Origin of the sequence: Serratia sp. SA088 (assembly GCF_049065515.1) — a bacterium.
In the GTDB taxonomy this organism is placed as follows: Bacteria; Pseudomonadota; Gammaproteobacteria; order Enterobacterales; family Enterobacteriaceae; genus Serratia; species Serratia nematodiphila.
In genome coordinates, this window is sequence record NZ_JBAKGW010000005.1 from 264573 (window position 1) to 284476 (window position 19904).

Annotated in this window: 25 protein-coding genes; 12 read left to right on the plus strand and 13 right to left on the minus strand. The window is 59.6% G+C overall.

Features of this window, described 5'->3' with window-relative positions; all coding sequences use genetic code 11:
* Positions 1 to 17: 17 nt before the first annotated feature.
* From kdsC to ACOWVD_RS15140, 11 genes are all read left to right on the plus strand, one after another.
* Positions 18 to 572, plus strand: coding sequence for a 3-deoxy-manno-octulosonate-8-phosphatase KdsC (gene kdsC, locus ACOWVD_RS15090; RefSeq protein WP_273890115.1), 555 nt, complete (start codon positions 18 to 20; stop codon positions 570 to 572).
* Positions 569 to 1147: an LPS export ABC transporter periplasmic protein LptC gene (gene lptC, locus ACOWVD_RS15095; RefSeq protein ID WP_004937047.1), complete on the plus strand. Its 579-nt coding sequence runs from the start codon at positions 569 to 571 to the stop codon at positions 1145 to 1147. Before kdsC ends, lptC begins: the two co-directional genes overlap by 4 nt.
* A complete protein-coding gene (gene lptA, locus ACOWVD_RS15100) occupies positions 1116 to 1655 on the plus strand; it encodes a lipopolysaccharide ABC transporter substrate-binding protein LptA (RefSeq protein WP_004937045.1) in 540 nt (179 codons plus the stop codon). The genes lptC and lptA overlap by 32 nt, the downstream gene beginning before the upstream one ends.
* 6 nt (positions 1656 to 1661) lie before the next feature.
* A complete protein-coding gene (lptB, locus tag ACOWVD_RS15105) occupies positions 1662 to 2387 on the plus strand; it encodes an LPS export ABC transporter ATP-binding protein (protein WP_004937040.1) in 726 nt (241 codons plus the stop codon).
* A 52-nt stretch (positions 2388 to 2439) separates the two neighbouring features.
* Positions 2440 to 3873, plus strand: a complete 1434-nt coding sequence (rpoN, locus tag ACOWVD_RS15110) for an RNA polymerase factor sigma-54 (RefSeq protein ID WP_021505109.1) — start codon at positions 2440 to 2442, stop codon at positions 3871 to 3873.
* A 23-nt stretch (positions 3874 to 3896) separates the two neighbouring features.
* Positions 3897 to 4184 (plus strand): ribosome hibernation promoting factor, encoded by a 288-nt coding sequence (gene hpf, locus ACOWVD_RS15115; RefSeq protein ID WP_004937038.1) that lies wholly within the window; start codon positions 3897 to 3899, stop codon positions 4182 to 4184.
* A gap of 155 nt (positions 4185 to 4339) precedes the next feature.
* Entirely contained in the window at positions 4340 to 4801 is a 462-nt protein-coding gene (ptsN, locus tag ACOWVD_RS15120) for a PTS IIA-like nitrogen regulatory protein PtsN (RefSeq protein WP_016930212.1), read from the plus strand.
* Between the two features lie 127 nt (positions 4802 to 4928).
* The gene (gene rapZ, locus ACOWVD_RS15125) at positions 4929 to 5783 is read left to right on the plus strand and encodes an RNase adapter RapZ (protein WP_015379177.1); all 855 of its coding nucleotides are present in this window, start codon (positions 4929 to 4931) and stop codon (positions 5781 to 5783) included.
* The gene (npr, locus tag ACOWVD_RS15130; protein WP_004937034.1) at positions 5780 to 6052 is read left to right on the plus strand and encodes a PTS phosphocarrier protein NPr; all 273 of its coding nucleotides are present in this window, start codon (positions 5780 to 5782) and stop codon (positions 6050 to 6052) included. The genes rapZ and npr overlap by 4 nt, the downstream gene beginning before the upstream one ends.
* Positions 6053 to 6347: 295 nt before the next feature.
* A complete protein-coding gene (locus ACOWVD_RS15135) occupies positions 6348 to 6659 on the plus strand; it encodes a type II toxin-antitoxin system HigB family toxin (protein WP_004937033.1) in 312 nt (103 codons plus the stop codon).
* Complete coding sequence (locus tag ACOWVD_RS15140) at positions 6656 to 7078, plus strand: helix-turn-helix domain-containing protein (RefSeq protein ID WP_197763827.1); 423 nt, start codon at positions 6656 to 6658, stop codon at positions 7076 to 7078. Before ACOWVD_RS15135 ends, ACOWVD_RS15140 begins: the two co-directional genes overlap by 4 nt.
* 3 nt (positions 7079 to 7081) lie before the next feature.
* On the opposite strand, the gene ACOWVD_RS15145 is transcribed toward ACOWVD_RS15140, so the two are convergent.
* The 10 genes from ACOWVD_RS15145 to ACOWVD_RS15190 form a co-directional block, all read right to left on the minus strand.
* Positions 7082 to 8998 carry a BglG family transcription antiterminator gene (locus ACOWVD_RS15145; RefSeq protein ID WP_421105647.1) on the minus strand — a complete coding sequence of 639 codons (1917 nt, stop codon included), beginning with the start codon at positions 8996 to 8998 and terminating at the stop codon, positions 7082 to 7084.
* A 51-nt stretch (positions 8999 to 9049) separates the two neighbouring features.
* Positions 9050 to 10264 carry a lactonase family protein gene (locus ACOWVD_RS15150; RefSeq protein WP_085337186.1) on the minus strand — a complete coding sequence of 405 codons (1215 nt, stop codon included), beginning with the start codon at positions 10262 to 10264 and terminating at the stop codon, positions 9050 to 9052.
* An 86-nt stretch (positions 10265 to 10350) separates the two neighbouring features.
* Positions 10351 to 11091, minus strand: coding sequence for a 2-dehydro-3-deoxy-phosphogluconate aldolase (gene dagF, locus ACOWVD_RS15155; protein WP_033648993.1), 741 nt, complete (start codon positions 11089 to 11091; stop codon positions 10351 to 10353).
* The gene (locus tag ACOWVD_RS15160) at positions 11088 to 12206 is read right to left on the minus strand and encodes a DgaE family pyridoxal phosphate-dependent ammonia lyase (protein ID WP_021505110.1); all 1119 of its coding nucleotides are present in this window, start codon (positions 12204 to 12206) and stop codon (positions 11088 to 11090) included. The genes dagF and ACOWVD_RS15160 overlap by 4 nt, the downstream gene beginning before the upstream one ends.
* A complete protein-coding gene (locus ACOWVD_RS15165; protein ID WP_197763826.1) occupies positions 12190 to 13329 on the minus strand; it encodes an amidohydrolase/deacetylase family metallohydrolase in 1140 nt (379 codons plus the stop codon). Before ACOWVD_RS15165 ends, ACOWVD_RS15160 begins: the two co-directional genes overlap by 17 nt.
* A 63-nt stretch (positions 13330 to 13392) precedes the next feature.
* Entirely contained in the window at positions 13393 to 14043 is a 651-nt protein-coding gene (locus ACOWVD_RS15170) for a DUF4310 family protein (RefSeq protein WP_004937013.1), read from the minus strand.
* A gap of 11 nt (positions 14044 to 14054) precedes the next feature.
* Positions 14055 to 14831 (minus strand): DUF4311 domain-containing protein, encoded by a 777-nt coding sequence (locus ACOWVD_RS15175; RefSeq protein WP_004937006.1) that lies wholly within the window; start codon positions 14829 to 14831, stop codon positions 14055 to 14057.
* Positions 14832 to 14861: 30 nt separating this feature from the next.
* Positions 14862 to 15158, minus strand: coding sequence for a DUF4312 family protein (locus ACOWVD_RS15180; protein WP_421105648.1), 297 nt, complete (start codon positions 15156 to 15158; stop codon positions 14862 to 14864).
* Entirely contained in the window at positions 15158 to 15523 is a 366-nt protein-coding gene (locus tag ACOWVD_RS15185) for a glycine-rich SFCGS family protein (protein ID WP_004937000.1), read from the minus strand. Before ACOWVD_RS15185 ends, ACOWVD_RS15180 begins: the two co-directional genes overlap by 1 nt.
* Positions 15524 to 15559: 36 nt before the next feature.
* Entirely contained in the window at positions 15560 to 15877 is a 318-nt protein-coding gene (locus ACOWVD_RS15190; RefSeq protein WP_086016691.1) for a glycine dehydrogenase, read from the minus strand.
* Positions 15878 to 16330: 453 nt separating this feature from the next.
* Between ACOWVD_RS15190 and rnk the strand changes: the two genes are divergently transcribed.
* Positions 16331 to 16741, plus strand: coding sequence for a nucleoside diphosphate kinase regulator (gene rnk / locus ACOWVD_RS15195; protein WP_004936993.1), 411 nt, complete (start codon positions 16331 to 16333; stop codon positions 16739 to 16741).
* Positions 16742 to 16778: 37 nt separating this feature from the next.
* Here rnk and ACOWVD_RS15200 read toward each other — a convergent pair whose 3' ends face one another.
* The 3 genes from ACOWVD_RS15200 to ACOWVD_RS15210 are packed head-to-tail and all read right to left on the minus strand — an operon-like array spanning position 16779 to position 19892.
* Positions 16779 to 17567: a TSUP family transporter gene (locus tag ACOWVD_RS15200; RefSeq protein ID WP_197763824.1), complete on the minus strand. Its 789-nt coding sequence runs from the start codon at positions 17565 to 17567 to the stop codon at positions 16779 to 16781.
* Positions 17560 to 18441 carry a formyltransferase family protein gene (locus ACOWVD_RS15205; RefSeq protein WP_044030374.1) on the minus strand — a complete coding sequence of 294 codons (882 nt, stop codon included), beginning with the start codon at positions 18439 to 18441 and terminating at the stop codon, positions 17560 to 17562. Before ACOWVD_RS15205 ends, ACOWVD_RS15200 begins: the two co-directional genes overlap by 8 nt.
* Positions 18438 to 19892: an FAD/NAD(P)-binding protein gene (locus ACOWVD_RS15210; RefSeq protein WP_049241455.1), complete on the minus strand. Its 1455-nt coding sequence runs from the start codon at positions 19890 to 19892 to the stop codon at positions 18438 to 18440. Before ACOWVD_RS15210 ends, ACOWVD_RS15205 begins: the two co-directional genes overlap by 4 nt.
* Between the last annotated feature and the right edge of the window lie 12 nt (positions 19893 to 19904).

A 19904-nucleotide genomic window follows, 5' to 3' on the forward strand; every position in this document is an offset into this window, starting at 1 on the left:
TTAAGGAATAGAACGGAATGGGTATGGTAGAAACCTGCTACGGGCCGGTAGAACAAGAGGTTATGGCGCGTGCCGGGAACATCCGCCTGTTGATTTGCGACGTTGACGGCGTGCTGTCGGACGGCCTGATCTTCATGGGCAACAACGGTGAAGAACTGAAGGCGTTCAACGTGCGCGACGGCTACGGCATCCGCTGCTTGAAAACCTCAGACATCGAGGTGGCGATCATTACCGGGCGCTCCGCCAGGCTGCTGGAGGACCGCGCGCAGACGCTCGGCATCACCCATCTGTATCAGGGGCAGTCCGATAAGCTTTTGGCCTTCCGCGAACTGTTGGATAAACTGTCGTTAACGGCGGATCAGGTCGCCTATATCGGCGATGACCTGATCGACTGGCCGGTGATGGCGCAGGTCGGCCTGGCGGTCGCGGTGGCGGACGCCCATCCGCTGCTGGCGCCGCGCGCCCACTACGTCACCCGCATTGCCGGCGGCCGCGGCGCGGTGCGCGAACTGTGCGACATCATTCTTTTGGCTCAAAATAAGCTGGAGGACGCCAAAGGGCTGTCGATATGAGTAAAACCAAACTGTGGATCACCATCCTGTTGACGGTGATCGTTCTGGCGCTGATCGGCTGGAACATGACGGACTTCAGCGACGACACGGCCCCAGGCCCGGTCAACGATCAGGATCCGACCTACCAGAGCCAGCACACGGTCACCGTGGTGTACAACCCGGCCGGCAAGCTGAATTACAAACTGGTGGCGGAAGACGCGAAATATTACACCGCCGGCGAGCTGAGCTGGTTCACCCAGCCGGTGATGACGCTGTTCGATGAGAATGCGGTGGCCACCTGGTCAGTTCGCGCCGATCGCGCCAAACTGACTAAAGACCGAATGCTGTATCTGTATGGTCACGTCGAGGTGAACAGCCTGACCACCACCTCGCAGCTGGAAAAAATTAAGACGGACAACGCTCAGGTAAACCTGGTCACCCAGGACGTCACCTCCGATGACGAAGTCACGCTTTACGGGACCAATTTTACCTCTAACGGCATGAAAATGCGTGGGAACCTGCGGACCAAAACCGCTGAGCTGATTGATAAGGTTAAGACCAACTATGAAATTCAGAACCAAAAACCAACTCCGTAACCTGTTGCTCGGCAGCTTAGTTTTGGCCGCCAGCGCCCCCGCTCTGGCGCTGAAATCCGACTCCAGCCAGCCGGTCAGCATCGACTCGCTCAAGCAGTCGTTGGACATGCAAAGCAACGTCAGCACCTTCACCGACAACGTGGTGATCAAACAGGGCACCATCGATATTCGCGCCGACAAGGTGGTGGTCACCCGCCCGGGCGGAGATCAGAATAAGACCTATATTGAAGCGTTCGGCAACCCGGTAACCTTCTACCAGATGCAGGACAGCGGCAAGCCGGTCAAAGGCCACGCGCAGAAAGTGCGTTACGACGTGGCGACCCAGTTGGTGACCCTGACGGGCAACGCCTATCTGGAGCAGCTCGACAGCAACGTGAAAGGCGATCGCATCACCTATCTGGTGCAACAGCAGCAAATGCAGGCGTTTAGCGATAAAGGCAAACGCGTGACAACGGTTCTGGTACCGTCGCAGTTGCAAGACAAAAACGAGCAAAAAAAGAGTAACTAATCACTTATGGCAACACTCATCGCAGAAAACCTGGCGAAAGCCTACAAGGGCCGTAAAGTTGTCGAAGACGTCAGCCTGAAAGTGAAATCCGGCGAGATCGTCGGCCTGCTCGGCCCGAACGGTGCAGGTAAAACCACCACCTTCTACATGGTGGTCGGCATCGTGCCGCGCGACGCCGGGCGCATCGTGATCGACGAAGAAGACATCAGCCTGCTGCCGCTGCACGCCCGCGCGCGCCGCGGTATTGGCTATCTGCCGCAGGAAGCCTCGATCTTCCGCCGCCTGAGCGTGTACGACAACCTGATGGCGGTGCTGGAGATTCGCCCCGACCTCACCAGCGAACAGCGCGAAGACCGCGCCAAGGAGCTGATGGAAGAGTTCCATATCTCCCATCTGCGCGACAGCCTTGGCCAGGCGTTGTCCGGCGGTGAACGCCGCCGCGTCGAAATCGCCCGCGCGCTGGCGGCCAACCCGAAATTCATTCTGCTGGACGAACCCTTCGCCGGGGTGGATCCGATTTCCGTTATCGACATCAAAAAAATCATCGAGCACCTGCGTGACAGCGGCCTGGGCGTGCTGATCACCGACCACAACGTGCGCGAGACGCTGGACGTATGTGAACGCGCCTACATCGTCAGCCAGGGCAAACTGATTGCCCACGGCACGCCGGATGCTATTCTGGCCGACGAGCAGGTTAAACGCGTTTATCTGGGCGAAGAGTTCCGCCTCTAAGCGCCGGCGCGCCCTGCGGGGCGACACCGTTAACGGAAGTAGACAGAAAACTATGAAGCAAGGTTTGCAACTCAGGCTCAGTCAACAGCTGGCCATGACTCCTCAGCTCCAGCAGGCGATCCGCCTGCTGCAGTTGTCCACGCTTGAGCTTCAGCAAGAGATCCAGCTGGCGCTGGAGAGCAATCCGCTGCTTGAACAGACCGATCTGCACGACGAAATCGACGCCAAAGAAACCCAGGAGACCGAGGGGCTCGATACCCGCGAGGCGCTGGAACAGAAAGACATGCCGGAAGAGCTGCCGCTGGACGCCACCTGGGATGAGATCTACACCGCCGGCACGCCGTCCGGCACCGGCACCGACTACAGCGACGACGAGCTGCCGGTCTATCAGGGCGAGACCACCCAAACGCTGCAGGATTACCTGATGTGGCAGGTGGATCTGACGCCGTTTTCCGATACCGACGCCGCCATCGCCACCTCCATCGTCGACGCGGTGGACGACACCGGCTATCTCACCGTGCCGCTGGAAGACATTCTGGAAAGCCTGGGTGACGAAAACGTGACCCTCGAGGAAGTCGAGGCGGTGTTGAAGCGCGTGCAGCGTTTCGATCCGATCGGCGTCGCCGCGCGCGATCTGCGCGATTGCCTGCTGGTGCAGCTCTCCCAATACGCCAAAGACACCCCTTACCTGGCCGAAGCGCGGCTGATCATCAGCGACCATCTGGATCTGCTGGCCAACCATGACTTTCGCAGCCTGATGCGATCAACCCGGCTAAAAGAAGATACACTGAAAGAAGCGATGCTGCTGATTCAGTCGCTCGATCCGCGCCCGGGGCAGTCGATCAATACCGGCGAATCGGAATACGTGATTCCGGACGTGCTGGTGCGCAAGACGCAGAACAAATGGACGGTCGAGCTCAACGGCGACAGCGTGCCGCGTTTGAAGATCAATCAGCAATACGCCGCGCTGGGCAACAGCGCCCGCAGCGAAGCCGACGGCCAGTTCATCCGCAGCAACCTGCAGGAAGCCAAGTGGCTGATTAAAAGCCTGGAGAGCCGCAATGAGACGCTGCTGAAAGTCACCCGCTGCATCGTCGATCAACAGCAGGCGTTCTTCGAGCAAGGCGAAGAGTTTATGAAACCCATGGTGCTGGCGGATATCGCCCAGGCCGTGGAGATGCATGAATCGACGATCTCGCGCGTCACCACGCAGAAGTTTCTGCACAGCCCGCGCGGCATTTTCGAATTGAAATATTTCTTCTCCAGCCACGTGAATACCGACAGCGGCGGCGAAGCCTCCTCGACGGCGATCCGCGCGTTGGTGAAGAAATTGATTGCGGCGGAAAACCCCGCCAAACCACTCAGCGACAGCAAGCTGGCCACCCTGCTCGCCGATCAGGGGATCATCGTGGCGCGGCGCACCGTCGCCAAGTACCGAGAGTCTTTGTCCATCCCGCCGTCGAACCAGCGTAAACAGTTGGTTTGACCTCTATTGAGAAGGAAGACACTATGCAGCTCAACATTACCGGACACCACATCGAAATCACCGATCCGTTGCGCGAGTTCGTGAACAACAAGTTCGCCAAACTCGAACAGTACTTTGATCGCATCAATCAGGTGTATGTTGTATTAAGTGTGGAAAAAGTGCAGCAAATTGCGGAAGCAACGGTGCACGTGAATGGAGGCGAGTTGCACGCCACCTCGGAAGACGAGAATATGTATGCCGCAATTGATACGCTGATCGACAAATTGGCACGTCAATTGAACAAACATAAAGACAAATTGAAGCAACACTGACACCCTAACCCATTCCATGAGGCGGCATCCGTCGCCGCCTCACCCTTCGGCGCGTGACCCGCATGGGTGACGCGCCGAACGGTAATCAGGGTTAAAACCGACGAAAAACCGCCTTGCCGGGTTCGCCCGGCGGCGCGGTTTTAAGTGAAGATGAGATGAACAACGAATATATGCAATTAAGCTCGGTGTTAAACATCGAGTGCACCAAAAGCTCGGTACACTGCACCAGCAAGAAGCGGGCTTTGGAAATTATCAGCGAACTGGCCGCCAAACAGCTCAATCTGCCTTCGCAGGTGGTGTTTGACGCGGTTCTCACCCGGGAGCGCATGGGCAGCACCGGTATCGGCAACGGTATCGCCATTCCCCACGGCAAACTGGAAGAGGACACACTGCGGGCCGTTGGCGTGTTTATCCGTCTCGACCAACCCATCGCTTTCGACGCTATCGACAACCAGCCGGTCGACCTGCTGTTCGCGCTGCTGGTGCCTGCCGATCAGTGCAAAACCCATTTGCATACGCTGTCGCTGGTCGCCAAACGCCTGGCCGACAAAACCGTATGCCGCCGCCTGCGCGCCGCGCAGAGCGACGAAGAACTTTACCAAATCATCACCGAGTGATGCCCGGCCGGCGTGACTTCCAGCCCGGATAACGATACTGTTTTACGATGATGGATCCGGCTGCGGCCGGAATAACAAAGTTTAACGGTGGCGATGAACGCCGCCGCGATGCCAGGGGAGTTGCCACATGGTGCTGATGATTGTCAGCGGCCGTTCCGGTTCCGGAAAATCCGTCGCCTTGCGGGCGCTGGAAGACATGGGTTTTTACTGCGTTGACAACCTGCCGGTGGTGCTGCTGCCGCAGCTCGCCAATACGCTGGCGGAACGCAATATCTCCGCAGCGGTCAGCATCGACGTGCGCAACATGCCTGAATCACCGGAAGTGTTCGAATACGCGATGACTCAGCTGCCGGACAGCTTCTCGCCGCAGTTGCTGTTCCTCGACGCCGATCGCAACACGCTGATCCGCCGCTACAGCGACACCCGCCGCCTGCACCCGCTCTCCAGCAAAAACCTGTCGCTGGAAAGCGCCATCGACGAAGAGAGCGATCTGCTCGAACCGCTGCGCTCGCGGGCGGACCTGATTATCGACACCTCGGAAATGTCGGTACATGAGCTGGCCGAAATGCTGCGCACCCGCCTGCTGGGCAAGCGCGAGCGCGAACTGACCATGGTGTTCGAATCCTTCGGCTTCAAACACGGCATCCCGATCGACGCCGACTACGTGTTCGACGTGCGCTTCCTGCCGAACCCGCACTGGGATCCGAAGCTGCGGCCGATGACCGGCCTGGACAAACCGGTGGCGTCGTTCCTCGATCGCCATACCGAAGTGCACAACTTCATCTACCAGACCCGCAGCTATCTGGAACAGTGGCTGCCGATGCTGGAAACCAACAACCGCAGCTACCTGACGGTCGCCATCGGCTGTACCGGCGGCAAGCACCGTTCGGTGTACGTGGCGGAACAGCTGGCCGATTACTTCCGCTCGCGCGGCAAGAACGTGCAGTCGCGCCACCGCACGCTGGAAAAGCGCAAACAATGACGGTCAAACAGACGGTTGAAATCAAAAACAAGCTGGGCATGCACGCGCGCCCGGCGATGAAACTGTTCGAACTGGTGCAAAGCTTCGACGCCGAAGTGATGCTGCGCAACGAAAGCGGCACCGAAGCCGAAGCCAGCAGCGTCATCGCGCTGCTGATGCTGGACTCCGCCCAGGGCCGGCATATCGAAGTCGAAGCGACCGGCCCCGACGAAGTCAACGCGCTGGCGGCGGTGGTCGAGCTGTTCAACTCCGGGTTTGATGAAGATTAGTCGCTGAGACTCTCCCCATGCGTCGCCTCGGCGCATGTGTTGCCTCCCCCCCCTCCCATAACGTAGCCCTCCCGTTTCTCACTTTGCGAATCCGCTTCCAGAATCAGCCGTAACCGCCTGTAAATTCAAGTCATGGATTTACCCCCACCACGATAATCGCAATAGTGTGTAACGCAAAAACAGACAACAGGCGGGTGTTTCCCCACGCTTTGCTTACGGGACAACGAAAAGTTTACAATTTGTGAACTTCACCGGCAGTCGCTATAATGTTCACCGGGTAGGAATCGAAGGAACGATGCATATCATTTCCAGGGAACCGTTCAATAACGCAACGAAGCAATATCCCAATGAAGCCACTGCTCTCGAGGCCATTTATAAAGCGTTGCGACGGGGCGAGTTCCGCACGCCGGACGAGTTAAAAGCGCTTTTTCCTTCGCTCGATCGTATGAAATACAAAGAGAAATGGTGGGTCATTGACGTCGGCGGCAACCACCTGCGGATCTTGTTCTTTGCCAGCTTCGAGACACAGAAAGTCTTCATAAAGCATATCGTTAGCCACGCCGAATACGACAAGCTGATGCAGCACTATCGAAGGAGTTCATCATGATTACAGATGCCATTAAGGCGGCCGATGCGCTACTGCGCGCCGTGCCCTTGTTGCAGGGCAGCCGCGCTCAGCAAGACTACCGGGAAGCGCTTGAATTGGTGGAATACCTGCTGGAAAACGACGAACACCATCCGCTGATTGACATGCTGGCAAAAAAGATCGCCGAATATGAAGACAACAGCGCCGAATTTACCGCATTCAACCAGCGTATCACCCAGTTACCACAGGGGGTAGCCGCGCTTCGCGTCCTTATGGAACAGCACCAACTCAGCCAAAGTGATTTTGAACATGAGATCGGTAAAAAGTCGTTGGTTAACCAAATCCTGAACGGTAAAAGATCGCTGACCATTCCGCACATTATGGCGCTGGCCAAGCGTTTCAATCTGCCCCCGGCCCTGTTCCTGCCGGAAGCGGATTAGCCCTCAACTCCGGCTCAGGCAGTCCAGCGCCACCGCTTTGAAGCTGTCGAAGCTGTCGCTGCCCAGCAGGCGGCTCATTGAACGTTCACGCACGAAGGTGACGAACAGCTCGTAGATCGCCATCGCCTCTTCATAATCACTCTTGCTGATCGCCAGCAGGAAAATCACGTGCGCAACCTCACCTTCCCCCCAGACGACGCCCTGCGGCGCCAGCAGCGTCACCACCACGGTCTTCTTCGCCAGCAGCCCCAGCGAGTGCGGCAGCGCGATGCCCTCGCCCAGCAGCGTGGAAACGATCGCCTCGCGTTCGACCACCGACGGATAAAAATCCGCGCCGACGTACCCTTCTCGCTCCAGTTGGCCGCACACCCGGCTGAACAGCTCCGCCTGCGTCAGCGGCTCGTTGAGCACCATAAAATGTTCGGCGTCGAAGAACTTCTCCAGCATGTACGGCCGGGTGCGATCCACCAGCACCAGCTTGCCCAGTTGCTCCAGCTGATAATCGGTCGGGAACGGCGACATCACCACCACCGGCTTGTTCTTCTCGCCGATGCGGGCGTTGGAAATCACGAAGTCTTCGTCGATGTGCGCGAGCATCTCGTAATCGCGCAGCGAAACGATGCGCGTCATCACCAGCTGCGGATACTTGCGCGCAATCTGCGCCTGGATCATGCGCACCGTCGAGTTGCCGGTGTCGCACACCAGCATCACCTGCGGGTGGCGTTCATAACCGATGTTGTAATGCCGCTCCAGCCCCACGCCGATGTGCAACACCAGATAGCCGATTTCGTTCTCGCTCAGCGTATAAGGCGTGTACTTGCCCCAGCTGGAGACCGCCGCCAGCGTCACGTCGTAAGCCATCGGATAGTGCTGCTTGATGTTGGCCAGCAGCGGATTGGGGATGTTGATCTGGTATTTCACCCGCGTAATCATGGTCTTGATATGGGTGAGCAGATCGGCCCGCAGCTGCTCGTCGCCCTGCAGGTTGTAGTTATAGTGTGCGTTGATGTAGGACAGGATGTAGTCCACCAGCGCCTCTTCATCGTCGGCGTTGATCTCGGTCGGCTGCACGTCCTGCACGCGCCGTGCGGCGATGTTGACCCGCAGATAGGCCTCTTCGGCCATCGAGATCTCTTTGCCGGAGGCCGCGCGCAGCTCCGCCGCCAGACGGGTCGACACCTGACGCACCGCCTCGTCGCCGTCCTCCACCTCGAAGTCCGGCAGCGGATAACCGTCGTTGATGCGCCGCAGCGCCACCGCACAGTAGAAGATCAGGTACTGCTCGCCCTCGTCGGTCAGGCGAATGGCGTATTGCGACAACAGCGGGTGCAACAATCCGGCGAACGCCGCCACCTGCGGCTGCAACAGGATCTCGTTGTTGAGCAACGGGTTCTCGGCGTCGGCCAACTGCAGCTGGAACAGCAGATCGGTCAGGCAGGCGCGGATCGCCATCTCCGCGCCGAACAGCTTCATGCCGTAGCGCGGCTTGGTTTCGATCGTCAATTGATAGTGCGCCAGACGCTCTCTCACCTCAGCCATGTCGTTTTGCAGCGTGCCGCGGCTGACGAACCACTCGTCGGCCAGATCTTCCAGTTTGAGGGAGAAGGCTGAGGTCAAAAAACGCACCAGCAGATAATGCACCCGCTCCTGCGCGCTGCGCGGGGTGGCCTGTTTGCGGCGCTCCTGATGCTGCAGGGCGCTGAATAGCGCGGCGTTATCGACCTGCAAACGATAGCCGGCCCCGCGGCTATGCACGAAGCGCGCACCGTATTTGTCCAGGATCTCGTTCAGCGCGGTGATATCCGCCCGCACCGTGCGGGTGGACACGGCGAAACGCTTCGCCAGCTCATCCTGCGGCAAAGTCTCGGTTTGCAAAGCATCGAACAAGTAAGCCAAACGCGGGTAAGGAAATCGCACCATTCTGTGTCCGTCAATCAGGCGGCCCACCCGGCGAACCGGGCGGGCCACGGGTTACTTCGCCGGCGGCAGGAACGCCATTTGCGAGGGGCTGCCGATCGGCAGATAGCCGCCCACAAAGCTGAGTTTGCCGTCCGTCGGGTTGACGCTGAAACGAGTGACGTTATCGCTGCGCTGGTTCAGCGCATACAGATAGCGGCCATCCGGGCTCAGCGCCAGCGAACGCGGATAATCGCCGCGGGTCCAGGTTTCCGCCACCGGTTTCAACTCGCCGCCGGCGCCCACGCTGAACTGGGCAATGCTGTTATGCAGCCGGTTGGCGACGTACAGCGTGTCGCCGTTCTTGCTGAGCGCCAGCCCCGAAGCGAAGCTGGTGCCCTGATAGTCGGCGGGCAGCGCGGAAACCGCATGCAGTTGTTTCAGAGTACCTTTTTGGCGATCAAAACGGTAGCTGGTCAACGTCGAGGCCTCTTCGTTCACCAGCAGCACGGTGTCGCCGTCCGGGTGGAACACAAAGTGGCGCGGGCCGGCGCCGGCGGAAGAGGCGGCGATCCACGGCGGATCGTTCGGCGTCAGCCGGCCGCTCGCGGCGTCAAAGCGCCATTGGTAGATGCGATCCAACCCCAGATCGGTGGAGAACACGAACTTGCCGCTCGGATCGCTGGCGATCATATGGGCATGCGGGCCATTGTGATCGCTGATGGCGAAGCTGCCGTTCACCGCCGCCGCCGGTTTGGCCGCGCCCGCCGGGCCCTGCTGTTGCTGCACCGAGCTGGCGGCGCCCAGGCTGCCGTCCGCTTCAATCGGGAAAGCCGCCACGCTGCCGCTGACATAGTTCGCCACCAGCAGATGGCGGCCGTCCGGCGTCGAGGAGAGATACACCGGCCCTGCCCCCTGCGAATCTACCTGGTTGAGCTGCGTCAGTGCGCCATCGGCCGGATTGACCCGGTAAGCGGTGATGCCACCGTGTTTGCCGCCGTTGAAGTCGGCCACTTCACTGGCGACATACAGCGTCTTGCCGTCAACGCTCAGCGTCAGCTGCGCCGGATTCGGCACTTTGCTGACCAGCGTGGCGTGGCTCAACGCGCCGCTGGCCGGATCGACCTGCACCCGGTAAACGCCTTCGCCGTTGGGATTGTAGGTGCCGATATAGGCGAAATGAGATGACGTGGAGTTCATTGCATCCTCAGCATGCAGCGCCGGGCCGGTCACGGCCAGCAGCGCCAGGAACAACGCGGTGCGTCGGGTTGGAACCTGCCAGTTTCGCATAGTAATCCTCAGTATAGGTAAGGCGCGGCATGCCGCGCCACGGGAAAACCTTCGCCTCCCAGCGTTTACCTCATCCCATTACGCGTTCAACCCACCAGCTTTTTGGTCATCGCCAGCAGGGTTTTCACGTCCTGCGGACGCGTGTCGCCGCTGGCGGCGTCGATGATCGAGCTGTAGATATGCGGGATCACGCGTTTCACGCCGGCCGCCAGGGCGATCTCAACGATCGGCTCGTAGTTTTCCAGATCGATGCCGCCGGTCGGCTCCAACATGAAGTCATGCTCGGCGCAGGCCTTGGCGACGTATTGGTATTCGTCCTTGCACTTCAGGCCGCCCATCGGGAAATACTTGATGGAACTGCCGCCCATGTCCTTCAGCAAAGCGATGGCGGTTTCCACCGGCACGATGCCGTCCGGCGCCGCGGCGCTCAATGGGCCGGTAGAGATCTTCACCCAGCCGACGCGGCCGGTCGGCGACACCAGGCCGTTGACCACGCTGTCGTTCTGGCCCAGCAGCGCGCGGCTGGCGCCGACGCCGGTAAACACCTGGTTAACGTGCTGCGGCTGCACCTGCTGAGCGATCAGGCTGACCATCGCCGACTGCTTCGGATCGCCGGCGCCCAGGCCGACCGACAGCGCGTTTTCAATCAGGCGCGCATAGCGCAGCATGTCGGTCACCGCGCTGTCGACGTCCGGGTAGTTCTTGGAAAGCACGCCCACCAGCACATGGCCTTCCGCCGCCGCGTAAATGTCCTGCGCGTTGGCTTTGGAGCCGGCCAGCACGTTCAGGCAGACGCGGTCGCGATAGTAGTTAGGCTGCAGCTTCATGCTTGTTTCTCCGTAAACAGGTTCTTGATACAGCTAAAGACGGTCATCAGCTGTTGCTCGTCGACGCTGCGCACGTCGACCTCAATCTTGCCCTCGTTGGCCTTGTAGCCGCGGAAGTAGATGGCGATGTCGCCGGTTTTCAGCGCCTGAACGATGTCATAGGTCGACCGCCCCAGCACCGCCTCATCAAAGGTGATCTCGGCGCGGGCGATATCGCGGCCGGCGCTGTCCCAGACGGTTTTGGCGCTGACGCCGGTCAGGGTGTTGAGGCTGTTGAGGAACGGCGTCATCCGCGCCACCATCTGTTGCCCGGTGGTTTTCTCAAGCGTCAGATAGCTTTCAATTGCCTGCGTCAGGCCGAGGATGCCCTCTTTGCCGACCTTCATCGCCCGGCCGATGCCGCCGGACTGCAGCTTCACCCACTCGACGTACTGTTTCTTGCCAATAACCAAGCCGCTGGTCGGCCCCTCGATGGCTTTGGCGCCGCTGTAGATCACCAGATCGGCCCCCATCTGGTAGTAACACATCAGATCTTCTTCCGCCGCGGCGTCGACGATCAGCGGCAGGTTATGTTTACGCGCCACCACCGCCGCCTGTTCGACGGACAGAATGCTTTTCTGCACGCAGTGGTGCGATTTGACGTACAGGATCGCCGCCGTCTGCGGCGTGATGCAGGCTTCAATCTGCTCCGGCGAACATTCATTGGCGTAGCCCGCCTCCACCACCTTGCCGCCGCCCAGCGCCACCATGGTGTCCACCGGCGCGCCGAAGTTGACGTTGTGGCCGCGCGGCAGCACGATCTCGCGCGGCACGGCGATCGGCGCCGAGTGCAGGTTCACCAGCAGATTGGCGTTATCTTTAACGATCACCGCCGCCACTGACTGGGCGATCCCCGCCGAGGCGCAGGAAACGATCACCGCGTCCTCCACATTGAGCAGATCGGCGATGTAGGCGCCGGTCTTGTTGACCAGATCCTTGATTTCGAAATAGTGGTTCAGGCCGTAATCAACGGCGTCGATCACGTCCTGGCGCGGCGTGGAAACGCCGAGAATGGTCATGCGGCCGGAGGTGTTGATCACCTGCTTCAAACCGTATTTTTCATAAATCGAAGACATGGCTTGCCTCCCCTTGTTCGGTTAATAGGATTTCCCCGGCCACCACCGCAGCCAGCGGCACCAACAGCCGTTCGCCCTCGGCGGTTTGCCCTTCGGCGTCGGCGAACACCTGCGGTTCGCGGCGCAGTTCAAACAGTGTGAAATCGGCGTCATAGCCCGGCTCCAGCCGCCCTTTGCCGCTGAGCTGCAGCGCCGACGCGGCGTTCTCCGTCACGCAGGCGATCACCTGCGGCAGCGTCAGGCCGACGCTGAAGAATTTGGACATCACCGTCGCCAGGCTATGCACCGGCCCGTTCATGCGGTTGCGGCAGTAAATATCGGAGCTGATGGTGTGCGGCAAAATGCCCAGTTTGATCGCCTGGCACGCCACCTCGAAGCTGAAGCTGGCGGTGCCGTGCCCCACGTCGAGCAACACGCCGCGCCGCAGCGCGCGCTGGATAGACTCGCGCAATGTGCCCGCCGGCGTCAGAATGCGGTTCGGTTTGCCGTTGTAGCAGTGGGTGATGATGTCGCCGCGGGTCAGCAGATCGGCGATGTCGTCCAGATCCGGCGGGTTGTTGCCGATATGCACCATCAGCGGCAGCTGGCGGTTTTCCTGCTGGATCTCTTTGGCCAACACCAGCGGCCGGGTACCGTTTTTCCCCACCACGCTGCTGCTCATGCGCGCCTTGATGCCGATGATGAAACCGGGGTGATTGGCGATGGCCTGGCCGGCCTCGCGCTTGTCGATGTCCGTCAACTCCGCCAGCTCGTTCTGCCGCAGCAGGCCGATGCGCGAGATGTTGAGGAAGGCGAAAACGTTTGTTTTGGCGCTGCGCGTCAGCTGATAAAAGGCGTCGATATCGTCGGCGCCGGTGCTGCCGGCGTCGACCACGCTGGTGACGCCGCTGGCGACGCCGACCCGATCCGGCTCGTCATGGTAAATCGGCGATTCGGGATAGCAGTGCACGTGCGCGTCGATCCAACCGGCGCTCAAGCGGCAGTTGCCCGCCAGATCCAGCTGGCGAACGGCGCTGACGTCCGCCGCCAGCCGCCCCACCGAGGCTATTTTGCCGTCCTTTACCGCCAGATCGATCAGCGTATCGTCCGCCAGTCTGGCGCCTCTGATTACTAAGTCATACATACCGCATTGCTCCTGTTAGCCCGGGCGCCGCCTCAGCCTCGGGCGGCGCCTGGCGCAGGCCTCTTAAGAAATGGCTACCGGGAAGATCGCCCCCAGGATCATCGCGCCGAGGATCGCTCCGCCGGTGATCGGTTTACCCCAGATATAGAACAGCAGCGCGCCGAGCAGCGAACCGATGCCGATCGGGATCGAAGCGGTCATCGCCGACAGGATGATCAACGGCCCGAGGAAACGGCCCGACGAGTTGCCCGCGCCCATCATCACGTCCGCGCCGTAGGTGGAGTTGCTCTGATTGATGGTGAATTTGCGCGCCAGGATGATCACGTAACCGATCGCCAGGCCGATGATCAGACCGGTGGCCAGCGACGCGGCGAAGTTGGCGACCGGGAACACGATGCCGGCCCCCAGCAGCAGCGCCGGTACGCCCAGCCCGACGCCGGTCTGGATCGCGCCGCCGATGTCGAGGATGCCCACCAGCGAGCCTTCGATGATGCGCGCGAACAGGAAGCTGGCGCCGAACGCCGCCACCGCGCCGTACACGCCGGTATCCATCCCCGCCCGCAGCATGGAGACGAAGGCCACTTCGTTAAAGGCGCCGATGCCGTACAGGTAGTACATGTGCGTCCCGGCGAACACGCCGGAGGACAGCAGGCCAACAAAAATCGGGAATGACCAGTCGGCGTACCAGAAGCCTTTTTGGGTTTGCTCTTCCATCATCCCGCTCCTTATTTACCGCTCAGGGTGTTGTGAATGGCGTCCAGCCAGCCCGGCACGCCGAGGCTGAAGGACTCGAGAACTTTCATGTCGAAGCCGCGGAAGAAGCCGCTCAGCACGAACAGCAGCACGATCACCGCCATCATGATCTTGGTGATCTTGTTCCAGCCGCTCTCTTCCACGCCCTTGCCGATCAGAATGCCCAGCACCAGGCCCGGTACGGCGTTGCCCATGATCAGCTGCGCCAGGCCGCCGAAGATGGTGCCCCAGAAGCCGGAACGGCGCCCGGCGTCGATCGCCGCCAGCCAGAAGATCACCGGCATCACGGTGTTCACCAGCAGGTTGGCCGCCGGCACCAGCACCTTGATCGCGGTAACCTGCAGCGCGGCAGGCACGGCGGAAGCGGTGGTATTGAGGAAGGCCACCACCAGCATGCCGATGATGCCGCAGGCGATAGCCATTTTTTTCGGATCGTGCAGCGTTTGCGCCAGATTGCGATTCTTGACCATCAGGGCCGCCGCACCCCAGTGCGGGATGATGCGGTGATCGACGTCCTGCGTGAAGGAGCCCGCCGCCACGGAAGACGCCCAGGCGTTGAAGAAGAAGCCCAGACCGAATGAGAAGTGGGAAGCCGGATCGCCCTCGCAGGAGTTCAGCTCGCCCAGGGTGCGAAACGCTCCCATGCCCTGTGTTGTCGGCGCGTGGAACATGCGTGCGGCGCCGGCCCCTACGCCGACCCCCACCAGCCCACCGATAATAATCGATTTAAATAAGATGATTAAAAACATCAGTATACCCTTTCATTTATGCTAACGTTTTTATTTCGTGACGAAGACAACCTTCTCGGTATTGATAATGGTTACGTTCACGGTTATTTCCAGAGAAACGGCATAGCTCTTTCTTTCACGCGGCAAAAAGAAGAAAAGAAATTTCTCTTTAGTTATTTTCTCTTCCGCCTTCACTACGCTGACGTCCTGCGGCTCGATGCGCAGCAGAATATTGTTGGTGGACTTTAATACCGCGCCCTGCACATTAGCCAAGGCGGAAGCAAAAGCTTTCGCTTTGCTGTCGCCTTTACCCTCCACCTTTACCGATGTGATATATTGCTCTTTCATTATGGGTTGCCATGTTTTTTGACGTAGGCTTCCACCAGTTTCTGGCCCAGCTCTTCTTTATCCATAAAGCCGAAACCCAGCACGTTGCAGCCTTCGTTAATTGCCGTCACGCCCTCTTCCACCGAACGCATGCCGTATTTGGCTTTGTAGCCGTATTTGGTTTGCGCGGTAATCGCGCCGGCGCCGCCGCTGCCGCAAAAAGAAATGCCCAGCTGCGCGTTTTCCGCTTTCATGACGTCGCCCAGCTTCATATCCGCCGCCACGCCGGGGATAACCACCGCTTTTCCGCCTGCGTTTTCAACGCCCTGGCCGACTTTTTGCCCTTTGCCCAAACGATCGCCGATCACTACGGTAATTTGACCCATGGTATATTCTCCTGATTGAAATCGATGCGTTAACCGCTATGCGTTATTATCTTTCGCCACTTCGAAGTGCACGGACAGCAAATAGGCCTCTTCGATAGGCAATGTGCCAAACTGATCCACCACGCGCTCCGCCATTTGCATGGACTCGGCGGAAATTTCGTCGAACAATGATTTATCCACCTCCGGCAACGGCTCGCCGGTTATTGAGCGCAGCACCATGGCGCGAATATGCGATTCCAGCATCTGTTGCTGCACCGCATTGGTATAAATATTCTCAGCATTCAGCATCGCGGTAATATCCGCCAGCACCCGAGCGGTGATCTCACCGGCTTCGCTGATATCGGATTGTTCAATTTCTTTTAATGAAGCAGATCCATCATTCACTTTTCAGTACCCCTAGATCCCACATTAATCAGTAAGCCGTAAAGCGCATCACCTGAATAACCCGCTTTCTGTGATGTCTTTACCCTACCCCCGGCAAGATTTTCTGTGGAGACCGGTTTTTTCCAGTTCGAAGTGGAAATCGAATGACGCGCGGAGATCCATTTCGCAAAACGGCGCTGCGGCGAAAAAGTGAATGAGATAACAAATACATAACCCGGCTAACGGTTTTTTTTGTCTCGATTGACGATAAAAGCCTTCGTGATCGGGATCTCTTTCTTTTCTCGCCCCAACCGCCTACTATCAATGGGACAAATCGACATTACCCACACCCCCGCTCCTCTGGCGCGGGGGTGTTGCTTTGTGTTGTTTTTCCGAATTTATGGGCGCACAGACTGGCGCCCTTTGATTTGACTGGAGAGTGGAATGACCAAACCCATCATTACTATTAATGAGCTGGATGCGGAACGCCTGGATGCGCTATTGGAACAACCGGCCTTTGCCAACACCGACGTCGCCGCCGCGCTGAACGACGAGTTGGATCGCGCGGAAATCCTGCCGCCGGAGAAAATGCCGGCCAACGTGGTGACCATGAACAGCCGCGTGCGTTTTCGCGATCTGCACACTGATGAAGAGCATGTGCGCACGCTGGTCTACCCGGCTTCGCTGAAAGACAGCCACGATCAGCTGTCGGTGATGGCGCCGCTGGGCGCAGCGCTGCTCGGCATGCACGTCGGCAAGCAGATCTCCTGGCAATTGCCGAACGGTGAAGAAGCGCGGATTGAAGTGCTGGAATTGCTGTATCAGCCGGAAGCGGCGGGCGAATACCACCGTTAAGCGGTTTTCAGGGCGGCATCCGGCCGCCCTTTCTGTCTCAGAAGCAGATAGCGATCAGCACGGCGATCAGCAGCAGCACGTAGATTTTGGCATGCAGCGCATCGCTCACCTTCGGCAAACAACGCCTGGCAAACACGATCCCCGCAATCCCCGCCGCCACCAGCAGCCCCAGAATGTTCAGATTGACGTAACCCAGATACTGCGGCCCGCTCATCTCGCGCCACCCCAACACGATATACATCAGCGCCCCGATCACCGCCACCGGGATCGACAGCGGGTTGGCGGCGCTGACGCAATATTTCATGTCGTAACCATGGCGACGCAGCAGCGGCACGGTCATCACGCTGCCGCCCACCCCCAGCAGCGTGGCGATGCCGCCGATCAACGGCCCGCCGCCCCACAACGTGGCGGGAGACAGTTCGGCGCGCGCCGGTTTGATCAGGAAGCCCCGGCGGAACAGACAGTCGGCGATGGTCACCGCCATATAGACCACAAACAGCCAGCGGATCACGCCGTCCGCCAGCAGCGAGGAGGCGAACGCGCCCAGCGCCGCGCCGATGCCGATGAAAAAGATCAGCGGTACGATGGTTTCTCGCAGCAGGTTGCCGCTGCGCCAGTTGGTCAGGGTGGCATAACTCGCGTTGAGGATCATCACCGCTGTCGAGGTCGCTACAGCAATATGCATCGCCTGGCCGGGCTGCTCGCCCGAGGCGGAGATCAGGTGATAGACAAAAGGCACCACCACAAAGCCGCCGCCGAAGCCGAACAGAATGGTGGTGATGCCGGTCAGAAAACCGGCACCCAGTACAATCAACGTTTCAATCATGGCCGTGCGCCCGCACGAAGTCGTCGAACCCGGCGCAGAACTGTCCCGCCAGCGGATGGAAACGATCGCCGACGAACAGCCCCAGATACTGATCGCGCACGGCGTCGTGATCCACCAGCTCAATGCCCGCCTGTTCCGCCCGCGCCAGCGTCTGTGCGTCCGGGAAGCCCCAATAGCGCGAATCACCCTGCTTTTCCGCCGCTATCGCTTCGCGCCGTTCCGCCCGCATGAGCTGGCGCGCCAGGAAGGTGCCGCTTTGCACGCCCAGCAACATCATGTTTTCCAGGAACGACAGATCGTGACGCAACTCGGCGGGCAGACGGGCGAGCACCGGGCCGGCGTCCCAGTGCTCATCCATTTCATGCAGCGTCACCGCACAGCTCTTGTCACCGTTCATCATTGCGCGGAATAGCGTCATCACCCCGCGATAGCGCGGCAAGTCGCCGGGGTGCAGGTTCCACAGCAGCTTGCCGCGTCGGCTGAAGGCGCGCACATAGTCGGCGGAGAATTTCTGATAGCAGCGCAGGGAGATCACCGCGTCCATATGCTCCAGGCTGCTGATAAACGTGGCGTCATTGATGTCGAGAACGCGATGCGCTTTGACCCCGGCGGCGGCCAGGAACAGGGCCGGCGGTTGATAGGCACCCTCACAGGCGGCGGCGTTGCGGCCAACGAACGGGAACACAAAATCGTTCAGCACCTCGCGCTCGTACAGCCCCAGGCGGCGAACCGCCGGCTCCTGGGTGCGGCCGCCGCTTTTCGCCAGGGGGAAATACACCGTAAAAGCACACTCGCCTTTCAGGGCGGCGATCAGATCCTGACACACCAGCCAGGAGAAAATGTCGTTGCCGACAAAGAGCGCTACGTTTTTCATACTTCAGCCTTCTTTGCGTTGAAAATAGGGTTGTTGAACACGATTTTGCTGATATCCCGCGTGATGGATTCCATCGCCGAGGTATAAAAAAGATCGCCCTTGGCGGGCGCGCCGAGCGAGTAGAGATGCTGCTCACGGCCGCGTCGGTCGGCGATTTTCAGCGTATGCGGGTTGCACTTCACGCCGCCGAACAGGTTCTCTTGCACCAGCCCGTCTTGCAGCAGCTGCTGGCTCAGGCGGTTGGGCGGCAGTTGATAGGAAGGCGTGGTGCAGTTGAACAGATACTGCGCGCGCACCCGCGTCTCATGGCAACGAAGGATAAACCCGTCCGTTGCCTTGCTGATATCCACCAGGCCGCCGCAGGCGCGCAGGCGTTGGCTCTCCAGCGCCGCCACGATCTTGTTGGCATTCTTGATCGGCATGGCGTGCCGATTGCGCATCCAGGAGGAGTTGTAAAAGCGCATGAAGACCTGCCGGTTGTTGGCATCCATCTTGACCCAGGCGGCGCACACCGCCGGGTGGATCGCCGCCAGATAGCTGCAGATATGCTCCCTGGCAAAGCGCGCGCGATCGAGGCTGTCCGCCAGATCGCGGTAGCAATCGCGCCTTTCCCCCAGCGCCGAGAGCACCGTCAGCCGCTCCGGCCCCGGATAGTGGCGCGCCAGCGCGGCGTTGATCGCATGCACCAGCTGATGCGCGTCAATAAAATCGCGGCCGGCGACAAAGCGCCGCAGCGCCTCAACAAACGCCTCCGGCGGCGGACGCATCAGCGCCGGCTGCACGCTGGGGAACAGGCCCGAGCGCGACAGGGCGCAGATGTCGGTCGCTCCCAGCCGCTCCATCAGTTCAATGATGGCGTCAATCGCCGTCAGGCTGCAGCCGATCACGCCGATGCTCGAATAAGGGTTGATCGGCGGCAGATCCTGATGAGCCTGATAAGCGATCACCCCATCCACTGGGTAAAGGCATTCCGGCGGGTTGTGCCCCGAACACAGCACCAGCGCGTTCATCTGCTCGGCGCCGCCGCAGGCGGTGGTCAGCCGGTAGCCGGCTTCGTGCGGCGCGATGGCATTCACTTCGGCGGTCACGAAATTCAGCGCTACGTTACTGTCCGCCGCCATATATATCGTCATGTCGCGAATAAAATCGAGATATTCCCGATACAGCCAGCGCGGCGGATAACGATCCTGACAAAACTGCGGGAAATGCATGGCGATCCAATCAACGAAGTGCGCTTCGTCGAAAATATCCGCCGACATATTTTCCGGCGTCATATTTAATATATGGCTGTCAAAATCGCTGCTGTATGCCATACCGCCTTTAAATCCCTGCTTGTCGAAAACCGTCAGGGAAAGCGGCCTTTTGCAATGATTAACCGACTTATTTTTTATAAAGTTATAGGCAAAAGAGATGCCGGCGGCCCCGCCGCCAATCACACCGAACTTATACATGAAATATCACCT